General features: G+C 31.7%; 12 protein-coding genes. 7 read left to right on the forward strand and 5 right to left on the reverse strand.

Annotation, left to right across the window (positions count from 1 at the left end):
• The first annotated feature begins 136 nt into the window (after positions 1 to 136).
• Together G9F70_RS03340 and G9F70_RS03345 are read left to right on the forward strand one after the other, a co-directional pair.
• Positions 137 to 2,914, forward strand: a complete 2,778-nt coding sequence (locus G9F70_RS03340; protein ID WP_164945239.1) for a class I SAM-dependent DNA methyltransferase — start codon at positions 137 to 139, stop codon at positions 2,912 to 2,914.
• A gap of 14 nt (positions 2,915 to 2,928) precedes the next feature.
• Positions 2,929 to 5,343 (forward strand): Eco57I restriction-modification methylase domain-containing protein, encoded by a 2,415-nt coding sequence (locus G9F70_RS03345; protein WP_164945240.1) that lies wholly within the window; start codon positions 2,929 to 2,931, stop codon positions 5,341 to 5,343.
• 138 nt (positions 5,344 to 5,481) lie between these two features.
• On the opposite strand, the gene G9F70_RS03350 is transcribed toward G9F70_RS03345, so the two are convergent.
• The 5 genes from G9F70_RS03350 to G9F70_RS03370 form a co-directional block, all read right to left on the reverse strand.
• On the reverse strand, positions 5,482 to 6,771 hold the full coding sequence (locus tag G9F70_RS03350) for a phospholipase D family protein (RefSeq protein ID WP_164945241.1): 1,290 nt from the start codon (positions 6,769 to 6,771) through the stop codon (positions 5,482 to 5,484).
• A gap of 1,028 nt (positions 6,772 to 7,799) precedes the next feature.
• Entirely contained in the window at positions 7,800 to 8,000 is a 201-nt protein-coding gene (locus G9F70_RS03355) for a helix-turn-helix domain-containing protein (RefSeq protein ID WP_164945242.1), read from the reverse strand.
• Between the two features lie 38 nt (positions 8,001 to 8,038).
• Positions 8,039 to 9,877: an ATP-binding protein gene (locus tag G9F70_RS03360; protein WP_164945243.1), complete on the reverse strand. Its 1,839-nt coding sequence runs from the start codon at positions 9,875 to 9,877 to the stop codon at positions 8,039 to 8,041.
• 4 nt (positions 9,878 to 9,881) lie between these two features.
• On the reverse strand, positions 9,882 to 10,331 hold the full coding sequence (locus G9F70_RS03365) for an ABC-three component system middle component 2 (protein WP_164945244.1): 450 nt from the start codon (positions 10,329 to 10,331) through the stop codon (positions 9,882 to 9,884).
• The gene (locus tag G9F70_RS03370; RefSeq protein ID WP_164945245.1) at positions 10,324 to 11,322 is read right to left on the reverse strand and encodes an ABC-three component system protein; all 999 of its coding nucleotides are present in this window, start codon (positions 11,320 to 11,322) and stop codon (positions 10,324 to 10,326) included. Before G9F70_RS03370 ends, G9F70_RS03365 begins: the two co-directional genes overlap by 8 nt.
• Before the next feature lie 431 nt (positions 11,323 to 11,753).
• Between G9F70_RS03370 and G9F70_RS03375 the strand changes: the two genes are divergently transcribed.
• The 5 genes from G9F70_RS03375 to G9F70_RS03395 all read left to right on the forward strand — a co-directional run bounded on the left by G9F70_RS03375 (position 11,754) and on the right by G9F70_RS03395 (position 14,022).
• Positions 11,754 to 12,215, forward strand: a complete 462-nt coding sequence (locus G9F70_RS03375; RefSeq protein WP_164945246.1) for a sigma-70 family RNA polymerase sigma factor — start codon at positions 11,754 to 11,756, stop codon at positions 12,213 to 12,215.
• Positions 12,216 to 12,318: 103 nt separating this feature from the next.
• Positions 12,319 to 12,513, forward strand: a complete 195-nt coding sequence (locus G9F70_RS03380) for a hypothetical protein (protein ID WP_164945247.1) — start codon at positions 12,319 to 12,321, stop codon at positions 12,511 to 12,513.
• Positions 12,506 to 13,279, forward strand: a complete 774-nt coding sequence (locus G9F70_RS03385) for a phage antirepressor (RefSeq protein ID WP_164945248.1) — start codon at positions 12,506 to 12,508, stop codon at positions 13,277 to 13,279. The genes G9F70_RS03380 and G9F70_RS03385 overlap by 8 nt, the downstream gene beginning before the upstream one ends.
• 15 nt (positions 13,280 to 13,294) lie before the next feature.
• Positions 13,295 to 13,474 carry a hypothetical protein gene (locus tag G9F70_RS03390; RefSeq protein WP_164945249.1) on the forward strand — a complete coding sequence of 60 codons (180 nt, stop codon included), beginning with the start codon at positions 13,295 to 13,297 and terminating at the stop codon, positions 13,472 to 13,474.
• Positions 13,475 to 13,866: 392 nt separating this feature from the next.
• Positions 13,867 to 14,022: an SHOCT domain-containing protein gene (locus G9F70_RS03395; RefSeq protein WP_164945250.1), complete on the forward strand. Its 156-nt coding sequence runs from the start codon at positions 13,867 to 13,869 to the stop codon at positions 14,020 to 14,022.
• The last annotated feature ends 53 nt before the right edge of the window (positions 14,023 to 14,075 follow it).

Consider the following 14,075-nt stretch of genomic DNA (forward strand, 5'->3'; position numbering starts at 1 on the left):
TATAGGGGGAATAGGTAGCAACATTGAGAGGCAAATGTATTTTTAAAAACCTGGTAATGATGAGAAAAAGTATTGATATTATTCGTAAAAAAGAATATAATAGATATTATGAATCATCATAAGGGGAGGTATAATTATGGAGTACATTTCTGCATCAGAAATAGCAAGTGAATGGAATCTTTCTAAAAGACGTGTGCAGATTTTATGCTCTGAAGGAAGAGTTCGTGATGCCAAAAGAATAGGAAATATGTGGGTGGTTCCTCTAAATTCTAAAAAACCAAATGACGCTAGATATAAAGAACAAGCAGCTGAAATTATTACAACTAAAACTGGTGCTAATCCTATTAGATTGGCTAGAACAGATATAAAAAGATTATTAAATGATATAGTTAAAAATTTAAAGAAGGGTAATTTTGACAATGAAGAAATGCGAAAGTACATAGTAGTTTCATTAGCATCAACATTATTGCAGTACTATTTGAGCAGTGGTAATGAAAAAATAGAAGTTGATTTTGACAGTGTAGAAGTGCAATCTTTAATCAATAAATATTATTTTAATTCAAAATATTTTACGAAAGTGAGTAAACAATGGGCCATAGCATATATCTCAAAAGAATTTTATCCAATTATCAAAAAACATAAATATTGTTTAGATGATATGATTTCTTGGACATATCAATATCTAAACAAACCATTAGGAAATGAGAAATTTGCAAATACTCAGTTTTTTACAGAAAAATATATGCTTACATATTTAATTGATAAACTTGAGATTACGAAAGACAATGAAAAAATATTAGATCCGGCCTGTGGTGGAGGTAATTTTTTATTATATGCACTTGATGTGATTTGTGATAGCAAAATTTCATCAAAAACAAAACAAAAAGATATTTTAAAAATCACACAAGAGGCTTTGAATAGATTATTAGGGTATGATTTAGATGCAGAAATTGCGATAATTTCATCCATTAACTTAAGGCTAAAAGTCTTGTCTATATTATTAAGTCATGGCATATCTATTGATATTGAAATATGGAATACTCTGAACACAAATATATATTTTTCTGCAAATGAAAATATTTTAGGCTTTTTAGATGTAGCAGTAGATATACATACAATACAAAATACCTATACAAAAGAACTATTGTTACTCAGTGATGTTTTAAGAGAATCAAAATATATTGTAACAAACCCGCCATTTCAAACTGTTAAGGGAATGAATCGAGATTTGAAAGAATATTTAAAAGCAAAATATCCATTATCTAAATGTGATGTGTGTAATGCTTTTTTAGAACAAATACTTACGCATTTGAATGTAGCAGGAAAGTGTGGTGTCGTAACTCAAAATAGTTGGATGTTTTTAGATAGTTTTACTGATTTGAGAAAGCAAATTATTGAAAACTATGCTATTGACTCAATTGTTGAATTAGGATCCAATTCTTTTTATGATCTTAATGGAGAAAAAGCAAGTGTTGCACTTGTAACACTTGAAAATAACTTAAAAGGAGTCAATGAATTAGAATTTATTGGGATTAAAAATGAAACACTAGCATTTAAAGAATCAGTATTGTCTTTTAGTGAGGAAACAAAGAATTATAAGAGCAGATTTGTACAAAGAGATTTTTTGAAGAATAAAAATTATAGATTAGATTTTTTAAGTACAGGCAAAATTAAAGAGGCTTTCAGTAAACTTCCGATATATGGTGACTTTGCGACTCCTATGCAAGGTACATCAACTGGTAACGCTGCAGAGCTTATAGATTATTTTTGGAACCACTTTTCTGATGAAGAATGGACGTTAGTTAGCAAAGGCGGTGGATATAGTAGATGGAATGGATTAAATCGTTACAAGTTAAAATGGGGCAAAAACGGAGAATATATTAAAGAAACAAAAGGATCTGCAATGCGAAATGTGAAATATTTTGATTGTACTGAGTTGGTATTCAGTGATACAGGTACTTCTGGTTTGAATGTTAGATTACTACAAAAAAATCAATTATTTGTTGCATCTGGTCCTGGAATACGAATTAGTGATGGAAATAAGTATACACATATTGCCTTGCTAAACTCTAGACTATATTCTTATTACCTTAAAATTATATGTCCTAAATTAACAATTGCAGCAGGATATATTTCTAAGATACCAACAGTAAATAAATTAATTAATTCATCATCTTTAGCTTCTTCAGCAAAACGTTGTTGTGAGTTTAAAAATAATTTTTTATATAAAAGACCTACTAATTTTGAATATAAGGAATTAAATAGCCATAATGGTATGAAGTCAATAAAACAGTTGGCTATGAATGACTTTCTTGATGATGTTAGTACTGAGTTAGAACGATTGAAATTGGAGTATGAAATAGACTGTGAAATAATGAATGCGTATAGTTTTTCAAAAATGGAACTTAATAAAATTAAAGAAGAAGTAGGAATATGTGCATTTGCCGTTTCGAATAATATAGACATTGCTTCTATAGATAATTTAGATATACAAATTGATGGGCTTTTAAATATAAATTGCGAATTGAAGCGTACTAGAAGTTCAAAAACATCTTTAGGATGTGATGGTATTTTAGAATTTTTAGCAGACGAATATACATATAACCCAACTATGGTATGTGCTTTTTTACAAAAAAATATTGATAACCTTAATCGAATAATAAAAAAATATAAGTGTTTTATAATGCATAGGATAGTGCTTACCTTAGTAAAGTACAGCCCTGAAAACGGAGTTGAGTATAAATCGGTTAGTAAGGCTGATATAGTGCAACACTGTGGTATTTGTAAAAATGATGCAAACGAACTGTTAACATGGATTGAAACTGGTTTTAATGAGTATCATAAAACTGCTTTTCGTGATAATCCATTTCTAAAATATGAAGTAGATACAAAAGTATTAAAATTTATCAAATAGGAAGAGGTTGAATTTTGAAAACAATAGAAGCTTTAATTAAAGCAATACCCATGCTAATATCAAATATATTGAAACAGGAGTATGAAAATATTGAATTGGTAAAAAGTACTCAATTTAAGATTACTTATTTAACATTTTCTATTATAAATTATAGAGAGTTAAAGAGGGATACTGATTCACTTAATAGTACAATAGAATTGGCTATACATGAGATGCATTCATTAGGCTTGATAAGTGATGGTATCTTAGAATATTATGAACATTATCAAAGCGAGCTTGACCAAGGATTATACTTTGTATTTCAGAATACAAATAATGAGGAGAATGATGCAGTAGCTTTGTATCAGCATATTTTAACATATGATTTAAAAATCAATGAAAATATCGTTGAAATGCATACCGACAAGAATTCGAGAAATGTAATAGGTTCGTACTATACTCCAAAAGAATTTGCAATAAATATAACAAGAAAGACAATGGATGGATTTATAGAAAAAAACATAGGTATAAAAAACTTTTCTTGTAATGATTTAGATATTGATAGTCAAAACTGTGTTAAGGCATTAATAACAGATGCAAAGATTATTGATTTATCATGTGGTGCGGGGGACTTTTTCTGCGCGGTATTAGATTATGTTTCAAGATACATATCACAATCGCCTGAATATTGTTTAAGAATAATCAATAATATGTGGGGAATTGATGTTGATCCAATTGCAATACAATTAACGCTTGTTAACCTTTTTAAATGTTCAGGCAATATAAATAGTGTACAACAAATAATATCGCAATTTATTATAGGGAATCCACTAATATTTAATAAAAAATGCTATGATGTCGATGAAAAAATAGAACTTGCGGCATTATCTAGAATATACAATGAAAACATGGGAATTAATCTTGAAGAGATATTGAAGGCACAAAAGTTTGATATTGTGCTTGGAAACCCACCTTGGGAAAAGATTAGACTAGAAGAAAAAAAGTTTTTTAAAAGCATTTATGCGCCAATTTCGGAGATTGCACAAAAAAATCATAGGTTGGCAGCAATAAATAAATTAGAAGAAGAATTGCCATATGTGTATGAATACTACTCAAATATTGCTTCTGATTATTTAAATATAAAAAAAATTATTGCAAAAAATAAGTCATTACAGTTTTCATTGAGTGGAGAACTTAATACTTACGCACTGTTTGCTGAATTATCTACAGCAATTTTAAAACAGAATGGACTTTCAGCTCTTGTTTTGAAAGGTGCAATAGTTACATCGTCTAATAACAGTAAATTGTTTAACTATTTTAATTCTTCAAATTTAATTCGCTCAATACATTGCTTTGACAATAAAAATAAAATTTTCAATATAGACTCAAGAGAAAAATTTTGTGTTATTATTTTTGAAAAATACGGAAAGAATTCCTTTGAGTTAGCTATGGGGCTCATTGATATAAAAGAAATGTTGTCGGCTGAAATGATTCAAACAGACGCGGAAATATTGTTAAAATTAAATCCAGAAACAGGTCTTTTGCCTAATATAACCAATAAGGCAGATGTTGATTTTTTGATAAAAGCATACAATAAATACCCGCGATTTGAGCAAGTGTTTTCAGAGTGTAGATTTGGTAGAATTGTACATCTAACAGCTCATGCTAAAGCTATTTCAAAAGAAGCTACTGATGATAACCTGCCCATATATGAAGGGAAATTCATTGAACAGTATGATGGTAGATTTTCAACATTTAAAGATATGACAGAAGAAGAGAAATATCGTAATAAGGCATCTTCTCGTAGAATTGATTCAGAAAAAAATGTTCATGAAAAAGAATTACCACTTTCAAGATATTATATCGAAAAAGAGTTCTGGAGTTCAATATCAAAAAGATATGAGGAGGAGTATTCATTGATGTGGAGAAGTTTAACGTCTAGTACCAATACACGAACGACGATAGCGACGATATTGCCACATATTCCGACATGTCAATCTATTCAGCTTTTGCAAACTGAAAATTCAGAAAATCTATTATTAATGCTAGCCCTATTTAACTCAGTTGTATTTGATTATTTTGTACGATTAAAACTTTCTAGCATTGATTTAACTCAAACAATTATAAAACAGATTCCTGTTCCAGAAGTTATGGCTTTTGAAGAAACAATACTTTTTAATAATGCTACTAAGACTATTAAACAGCATATATTTGATAGTATATTTACATTATTGCATAATGATGAAAGGTTATTAAAACTATTTACAAAGATAGAATATAAACCAATTAGCATATACAGTAAGTGTATTAATAAGAAAAAAGTTATGAGTGAAATAGATATTTTGGTTTCAAAAGCCTACAAAATAGAGTTGCACACATTAAGGATTATCGTTAAAAAATTTTCTAATTTTTACACAGAAGAACAGGTTGAAAGGTTTTTTACCATATAGCAAATACCAATGAAAGTCACTCCTTAACAGATATAGTAATAATAGCACTTCTATTTTATGAAAATTTCGATAATTCAAATATTTATGAACGGAGCTTAAATGTAGAATGGCAGGTGCATAATTGCACACTGCCATTTATTAAAAATCCTTTGATAACAAACCATATTGTTTTGATGTTTTACTATTTCCGTTACAAGCATATACTTGACTATTTGCTCTTAAAGTACTTATTTGTGTTCCGCCAACTACTGAAAGAATATAATAATCTGTTGAAACTTTTTTAAACACTAATATATTGTTTTTAAACCTTGTCCGACCAAATTCTGAAAGAGCATGTGTATTTTCAGGGTTAGGACCTTTAAGTTGTAATCTAAAAGAACCATTATTATCTGCGAATAATATAGTACTAGGATAATAGTCAATACCCTCGAAATTTATAGTTATATTTTTTCCTTTAGAATTGGAAGTAGGATTTACGTCAAAAAATAAAACACCTCCATGCATGTGATTTTGTTGAGTCATTTCATAACGTGTTCCAGTAGCTGTTCCTCCCATTATTCTACCAGACATTGATAAATCAAGGATGTTTTTTGAGCCACCAGTGGAAGCTCGCATTTCAAACCAGAAAGATTCACATGATTCAAAAGTTGGGGGTACAGGATTGAATATTGATGATGTTGGTGCAGTAGTTTGTACAGAATTTGGTGATAAATAAATTGGTGAATTTTCTGAGATAATATTGTTTTGTAGAGGGTTGCTTTGTTGTATAGGGCTACTTGGTAATGGCGGAGCTTTAAAAAGTTCAGATCCAAAAAGTTTAGTATGGACCCCGTTTGAAGTGGTACGTCTAGAACTACCTATACCTGCATTGATAGTAGCTTCTTTTAATATATATTCTTCTTTAAGTAAAAGATCAATGATATCAAGATTAGATATTTTTATAGAACATGGATAATTTTCTTGAGAATAGCAGTTTAGTAGAGTTATAACTTTATTAAACTCAAGATTGTTATAATAGTTTGTAAGGTCATAGTTAAAAATCATGCTAGTTTCATAGTTTGTCCAAAGTCCACCCCCTGTCATGTTATTTGAGCCTATTGCAACCCAAGCATTATATTCGGAGTAGAATGTGTAGATTTTATGATGAAATGTATGGGAGAAGTTTTCTGAATGTACCACATAAAGTTCATCGCAAATGTTGTAAAGTTCTACCAAAGCTTCAAATGAAGTGTTTCTTTGATCAATTCCAATAAATGCTCTTATACTACCACCATTTGATTTAAATGTTAGCAGCGAAGGCTTTAAACGTAAAACACCACTAAGTTTTGCATATGCAGAAACCATATCAAAGGAATTATTTTCAGACTGTAAGTAATTAATAAGTATGTCACCTAATGCACCTTCATAAGGCTGATTTAGAATATTCAAAATTAATTATCTCCTTCCACTAAAAAGTTTATATACCTCAATGTTTAAATATTAACAAGATTTGCTAATAATACATTAAAAATTATATCATATAATGCATTATTATGGAAATTAATAATTTAAAATGGTAACACATTAATTAATAGTATTTTATAATAGATTGAGAGAGTAGTAGGAAGCTATTGTTATGGTACTAAAAAAATATAGTACAGAATTGTAGCAAGTTCGTCGGTAAGCCTCCTCACTAGCGTGGCAGGCACTTGTAAAAGGATGTAAAAATAAAAGTATTAAAAAATAAATGCGCAGCTCCATAGAAACGTTGGGAGGTTTGAAAAAGAATAGAAACAAAAAAGACTTGGCGGTAGCCAAGGATTTTAGGTTAAGGGTGTCATCGTTGATAGTGCTGAAGCCTGTGTTGGGATTTTAGTAAAAAACATATATACTCGTTAAGCTGAAAAATTGGCTTGGTGGGTATTTTTTATTTATCCTTTTTTCTTTTTTTTGCTTCTTGCTGTCTTTCTTGAATTTCGTACATTTTGGCTTTTGGCAAGAGTCTGTATCGCAGTATTTTTGCCTATTATCAATCGTATTTAGCAGGTGAGTCCATAAAGCATGTCCTCACAAAGGGGCAGGTATTTGTAAATAAATGTAAAACTTGCTACAGAAATTCAGTAGCAAGTGAGTCTCGTCCACAAGAAACTCTGGATGCGAATTTTTTCCACCTAGGGTTTTTTAGATATAAAGTGAAATAGAGGATACAAAACAGCAAAGGAAGGCACTGATAAAAATATTTCAAATAGGTGAAGGAGAAAACTAAAAGGACAATCAGCGATAGTTGCATTTGTAACTGCAATAAAGAATCCTATAAAATAGAACAGTATACTTATAATTCTAAGTTAGGCACTATTATTAAAATTTAGTGTAGTGGATTTATAGAGATAAAAACTGATGTAAAAAAAATGCCTACCCAGCCAATATTGATAGCTGAGTAGGCTTATTTATCTTATAATAAATACTTATTCTGCATTTTATTGAGTGATTTCCATAATATCTGAGATATCGCAATTAAGTGCTTTGCAAATTCGAAGTAGTACATCTGTAGTGATATTATCACCTTTACCTAACTTTGCAATTGATGCAGAACTTATTCCACTTGCATTTTTTAAATCCTGTTTATTCATATTTTTATCTATCAGCATTTTCCATAGTTTGTTATAACTAATACGCATTATTGATACCTCCTTGTCTAGCCGAGAATTGCATATAATTAAGCATTTTCTTTACCAACAACCCCAATAAGAAAACCGTATCGACTTTCTTTATACTTGCTTACATAATTATCATGAGTAAACTCAATGACTTTAGCTCCCGCTGATTCATAATCAATATCAGGAAGATCTTTTGAATTTTCTACAATAATGGTTTGGCCTTCCGATTGATGCTTAATGAAATATTGGAGCAATCCTTTTTTCATGCTTTCTGGATTTTGATCATCTACTCCTTGATCTAAGCCAAGAAGTGGAGTGTCTACCATGAATAATCCAGGGTTATATATAGCATCATTAATATAATAGTGTCTGAATACCAAACCAAGGACGGTATTTATGAAAGCACGGTATCCTTTACCATGGCTTTCTGATTTACATTCTCCATTAACTTCTAAATCAAATCTCCCTAAATTGAAATGTACAGCATTAAGACCTTGATACTGACATTCCTCCAAAAGGTTATACGCATATTCATCCATCTTGGAATTGAAGCCTTTAGGAAAGTGGTCTTTTGGCCTAAAGACTATTTTTTCTTTTGGTGTTTCAGGCTCTTCTATAAGAGTAGCTTGCAAGTCTTGGGAAACTGTATGTAAAACTTCAATTTTGTTTTGCAATTGTATATAAGTGCGATATTTTGCTATTGCAGCTTTAAGTTCATTTAAATGAGGGGTTAATTCTTCTTCAATTAACAGTTCAATTTCAGAACGACGATTTCCGAGTTTTTCTAATTTGCTACGAACTTCATTCAGCGCTGAAATAATGTCAGACTCACTTTCGTTCAACCCTTGTAATTGGGAAATGATTCTTGCTAATTCTGAACGAGATGCTTCAATATAAGATTTCCTGCTTTTGGGAGTAATAGCACTATCACAAAATGGACATTTATCATTTGAAGGAACATCTTTCATCAAAGATTCTCCTTCAGTAATAAAGGTCAAGCGTTGAATATCAGAAATATATTGGGATTTAAGTGACTGGTAGCGGGAGTAAATCATCTGGCACTCAGCCTCTTTTTCCTTATATTCCAATAATGTGCCAAGTAAATCTTTGCTTTCTTCAGTAGCAGCAGTGATAGCACCTTCTGAATCAGAAAGTTTATCTACAAGACACTGAATTTCAGATTCTATATCAACACAATCAAATGCTTTGAGTTCTTCTTGAAGTATATTGCGTTTTTTGGATACTATAGAAACGTGGTTGTTTACAAATGTTTCTACAGCATTTTTTCGGGCTGCTGAAATTGCTACATTTTCTTGAACGTCTATATCTGCGAAATCTTGTCCTTTAAATAAAAAGACAAGTGCTGATAAAAATAAAGGTGCAGCAGTGTTTTGTGATGGAAGTATTATTGATTCAGATGTACCTATATCATCTTCATTTAAATAGAAAGAACGAAGGAAGGTAGTCCATTTTAAATGTCTTCTTACAAAGTCTTTATTTTTGATAATCATTGGTACACGATTTATACCAATGAGTTTTAACCAAACAGAGTTAATAACTGGATGTTTATTGCCTTCTTTATCGTTATATTCGATGTCATATTCACCGCTATTAATGAAGTCGACTTTAGATATGACATTTACTGTGTTTTTTCCGAGTTTACGCTCAAAAGTTATAAAACCGTTTAATATAGCTACTTTCATAGTGATGTTATCGAACCCTGTTTCTTTAGGGAATGGTTTGTCCCCACCGAAAATAAATTTAATTGACTTCAAAATGGCTGTTTTCCCGGTGTCTGAAGCACCACAGATAATATTTAATCCAGGTTTAAAGGTAACGACAGACGGAGTTCTGTTTGGACCAGTAGCAACAATTCGTTCTATATAAAATGATGCCATGCGGTTACCTCCTTTGAATTGCCTTAACGGCTTCTTTACTTATTAGAGCGATGAGTTTTCGCTCATTTTTATTTCTCATAAAATCAATTGTTTTATAAGCAGTCATTAGATATGCCTTCGAATATTCAGTAGTCATAGATGAACATAATTGTTTACCGAGTTCAGAGATTGTGTAATGAAAACCATCGTCCTGGTCAGAAACAGATATTAGTCTATCTATTACTAAAGATTTAATGGCATCTTGTACCTGACTTCTACGAGCAGCATATTCTGCAAAGCTAAACTCGTTATTACCGTGAAGATTAGTGTCGGAAATACCAAAGTCTTTGGCATATATGTTAATGAAGTCAGCAGTAACAATCGAATCTAGGTTTTTTCCATTATTTCCATCAACGTATAAGATTAATAGTGTGCGCAGTGAGATTTCCAAAGTAGAATTAAATACTTTACTCATTTTCAGTTACCCAATGGATTGGCCCATCGCTTGCCAACAGATGACAAACGCCTTTCTTTTCTTTTGGTCCTATGAGGTTTTTAAAATTGTCCAGTATAGAAGTAGTGGAGCTGTCAATTACTTTTTTTAATACAGATATTAGTCTACGATATCCGTCATCATAATCATCCCATAGAGTATCACTGATGTAATCGTATGTGTCAGATTTCCATTTGCTGAATTGTTCTTCACCATCGACAATAGACTCTCTGGCAAATCTGTCGATTCGCATAGCACTATAATAGTTGATACGTTGTTCCTTGAAATTTCGCTGATACTTCATTGGCAAGTTTTCAAGATTTTCTTTTGTAAGCAATCCAGATTTTATTGCATCAGTATAGGCTACAAGAAGTTTTGTGACATAAACTTCCTCTTCTGGTGCAATGTTACTTGGCGGCTGTAATTCTTTAGGAAGAGAAATAGTAGTATCTCCTATATGCAACTTTCCATCAGAATCATCAAAGTAAACTATAGCCGCAGGTACCTCTTTGATTTTTTTACTGGTTGGTGGAGCAGCAGTAATGAAAGGACTGGATGTTTCGTGACCATCAATTATGTCATCAATTATCTGAATGAATAATTCCGCACAAGAATCTCCAATGTCATCGTCATTAAAATTAGAAATATGTTTCTTTATTTCAATAGCAATTCCTATCTGAGCATCAAATCTACTTGTATTGACATAACATGTAAATTTTTGTCTATCTGCATGGAATCTAACGGTACGCATTTTCTTTGGGCTAATAATATTAGTACCATTAAATAGCCTGTCCAGCGTGTCCGGTTTCAGTCTCTCAAATGGGTTATACGAATTATTGTCAACTCTTTTCAAGTCTTCTGGAGTTTCTGCATCTTCCATAATTGCATCAATAAGTAGCAGAAAATACTCATGTGTATGAAGTGTACCTCCACAGTGTTTATACATAATGTCTGCAAATTCGCTGAAAAGCATTATCTGTATCTCCTTTATCTAAAATTCCGAATCTTTCCGGACCCTTCCTAATCCTTCCTTAATGGAAGGATTTTTTTTTGTACAATTACTAACAAGATGTGAGGTTAGAAAAATTCAATTTACTCAGTGTAAAAGACTTTTTTCTAAATTATATCACAAAATACTATATTTTACCAGAAGATAAAATTCACGAATGCAAATTTATTATTAGGTTTCGATGAAATAAAATTTAAGTGAAAAATATCAAATGCCTGATTTGCAATAAGGCAAAGGATACATATTGTTTCGCACTGTTAATAAAAACAGTTGCGGTGCAATAGAAGGACCTTACCTTGTTGCGCTCATTTTTAGGGTTTGTGTACTTCTTTAAGGCATAAGCCCTATTTTTGTATCCTTTGCCACCAGTGCAATCTGGCGGAAAGGATGCAATTATGCAAAGAAATTTAAAAACCAGCAAAGATAACAGAGGTACTTACATTTACTACGGAGAGGATGGAAGCAAGGTTTTAATTATGCCAGGAGAAAACGGCGTTACTGAAGCAATGATTCAAACCTTACATAGCTTAGATGATGAAGAGGTTGACAACAACAGAAGGGAAACAAGAAGACATAACAGCCTAGATGAGATTACAGATAAGGATGATTCCTTCATAGATAAAACAGTAACTATTGAAGAATCTACCTTAGATAAGATAGAAAGCAAAGATACCCAAGAACGAGTAAGACAAGCTGTTTCTACACTAAAAGAAAAGGAAGAACAGATTATTGAGTGGCTATATTTATCACCAACACCATTGTCACAAGCTGAAGTAGGAAAAATACTAGGTATTGCTGAGGATAGCGTAAAAAAAAGTGCTATGAGGATTCGTAAAAAGCTAAAAGAATTGCTGTAAAAAAACAATTTTTAAAATCTATAAAATTTTTGTCCACCTCATCCTCCTGCCAAGGCATATATACAGAGGGTGCAAAATCCTCTAGAAAGATGAGGTGGCAAATATGTTAAAACATCAAGTTGTTATTAATGTTTCAGATCCAAAGGGTAAACAAGCAAATGTAATTAAAGGCGGAGACTTAAAACTAAGAACTAGACTTTTAAACTTCCTACTTGGTGAGCAGTATAAAATGCTAGTGCTAGTTCCTAGTGATTCAGTTCAATCCGTCGCTATAAAGGAGGTTAGCCAAAGTGAATAACTTACAAATTGTAGACCAAAGACAAGTGTTAGGGCATGACTTTAAGATTTACGGTGATAAAGCAAATCCAATATTTAAGGCTGATGAAGTTGCTAGTTGGATTGAGCACTCAAATGTAAGCGTAATGCTCAATAATGTTGATGATGCTGAAAAGAAACTTATACAAATAGGCACTCTAAACAATTCTTATAGTGCTTGGTTTCTAACAGAAGATGGTCTTTATGAGGTTTTAATGCAAAGCAGAAAGCCGATTGCAAAAGAATTTAAGAAGCAAGTTAAGCAAATTTTAAAGGAAATAAGAAAGTATGGAGTTTATGCTACAGAAAAGGTTTTAGAGGGAATTCTTAATAGTCCAGAGTTTGGAATAAGGCTTCTTACGGAACTTAAAACAGAAAGGGAAAGAAGAGTTGCCTTAGAGGAAAAGGTAAAGGAAAATAAGCCGTTGGTAGTATTTGCTAATGGAGTAGAAACTTCAAAAACTAGTATTTTGATAGGTGACCTTGCAAAAATACTTAAGCAGAATGGTTTAGAGATTGGTCAAAATAGATTGTTTGAATGGTTAAGGCAAAATGACTACTTAATTAAAGGTGGTAGCAGAAAAAATATGCCAACACAACGTAGCATGGACATGGAAATTTTTGAGGTAAAAGAATCTGCTATCACAAACCCAGACGGAAGTATACGTGTAACAAGAACAACTAAGGTTACTGGTAAAGGGCAAATCTATTTTATTAATTTGCTGTCACCACAAAACGCATCAATATAAAGGGGGTAAAAAATTATGTCTAAAAATCAAATATTGCTTCAAATAGCAAGTGATCTTCATGAGATTGCTAATAGTATTGAAATCTTACTAAAACAAGATGGAGAAAAAACAGAGGGAGTAGTTAGTACTTCTTCTGTAGCTCCAACAACTACAGCATCAGAGTCAATAACATTAAAAAAATACGAGGTGTTTTAGCTACAAAATCCCAAGGTGGAAAACAGGTTATTCACAGATTGCCTCAACCCTTGGCATTTCTGAAAATACAGTAAAGGCTTATTGCAGACGTAACAATTTAGGAACTGATGTATGCGTCAAACCAAAGACAGAGAAGGAGATATATACTTCTTGTAAAAATTGTGGAAAATCATTAACGCATGGCACAAAAGGTCAACCAAAGAAATTCTGCTCTGAGGAGTGCCGCCGTTTGTGGTGGAAAGCCAATGACACCGAGCATGTTAAGAAAGCTTATTATACTTTAAATTGTGCAGGGTGTGGAAACAAATTTGAAAGTTATGGCGACAAGAACCGCAAGTTTTGCGGTCATGACTGTTATATAGAATATCGTTTTAAGAACGAGGGGGATTTAAATGACACAGCAGCAATTTCAACGTGAAAAGAATTATAGGGTGTCCATTGCTATCGCTAAAGTTATGCTTTCAAGAAAACTAATAACTGATCAAGAATACAGTAAAATAGATAAGATGTTAATAACAAAATACAATCCTGTTTTTGGAGGTTTATAACTCTTATTTACTTGCTATGTATCAAAATAAGAGTTAACATAGGTAGCTGAAAG

The sequence above is a fragment of the Clostridium sp. FP1 genome (assembly GCF_011065975.2).
Classification (GTDB): Bacteria; Bacillota; Clostridia; order Clostridiales; family Clostridiaceae; genus Clostridium_AD; species Clostridium_AD tagluense.

Bases quoted from the DNA above. Each gene is read 5' to 3' on its own strand.
- G9F70_RS03340 (WP_164945239.1), top strand. From the start codon at position 137: ATGGAGTACATTTCTGCATCAGAAATAGCAAGTGAATGGAATCTTTCT.
- G9F70_RS03355 (WP_164945242.1), bottom strand. From the start codon at position 8,000: ATGCGTATTAGTTATAACAAACTATGGAAAATGCTGATAGATAAAAAT.
- G9F70_RS03360 (WP_164945243.1), bottom strand. From the start codon at position 9,877: ATGGCATCATTTTATATAGAACGAATTGTTGCTACTGGTCCAAACAGA.
- G9F70_RS03365 (WP_164945244.1), bottom strand. From the start codon at position 10,331: ATGAGTAAAGTATTTAATTCTACTTTGGAAATCTCACTGCGCACACTA.
- G9F70_RS03370 (WP_164945245.1), bottom strand. From the start codon at position 11,322: ATGCTTTTCAGCGAATTTGCAGACATTATGTATAAACACTGTGGAGGT.
- G9F70_RS03375 (WP_164945246.1), top strand. From the start codon at position 11,754: ATGCAAAGAAATTTAAAAACCAGCAAAGATAACAGAGGTACTTACATT.
- G9F70_RS03380 (WP_164945247.1), top strand. From the start codon at position 12,319: ATGTTAAAACATCAAGTTGTTATTAATGTTTCAGATCCAAAGGGTAAA.
- G9F70_RS03390 (WP_164945249.1), top strand. From the start codon at position 13,295: ATGTCTAAAAATCAAATATTGCTTCAAATAGCAAGTGATCTTCATGAG.
- G9F70_RS03395 (WP_164945250.1), top strand. From the start codon at position 13,867: ATGACACAGCAGCAATTTCAACGTGAAAAGAATTATAGGGTGTCCATT.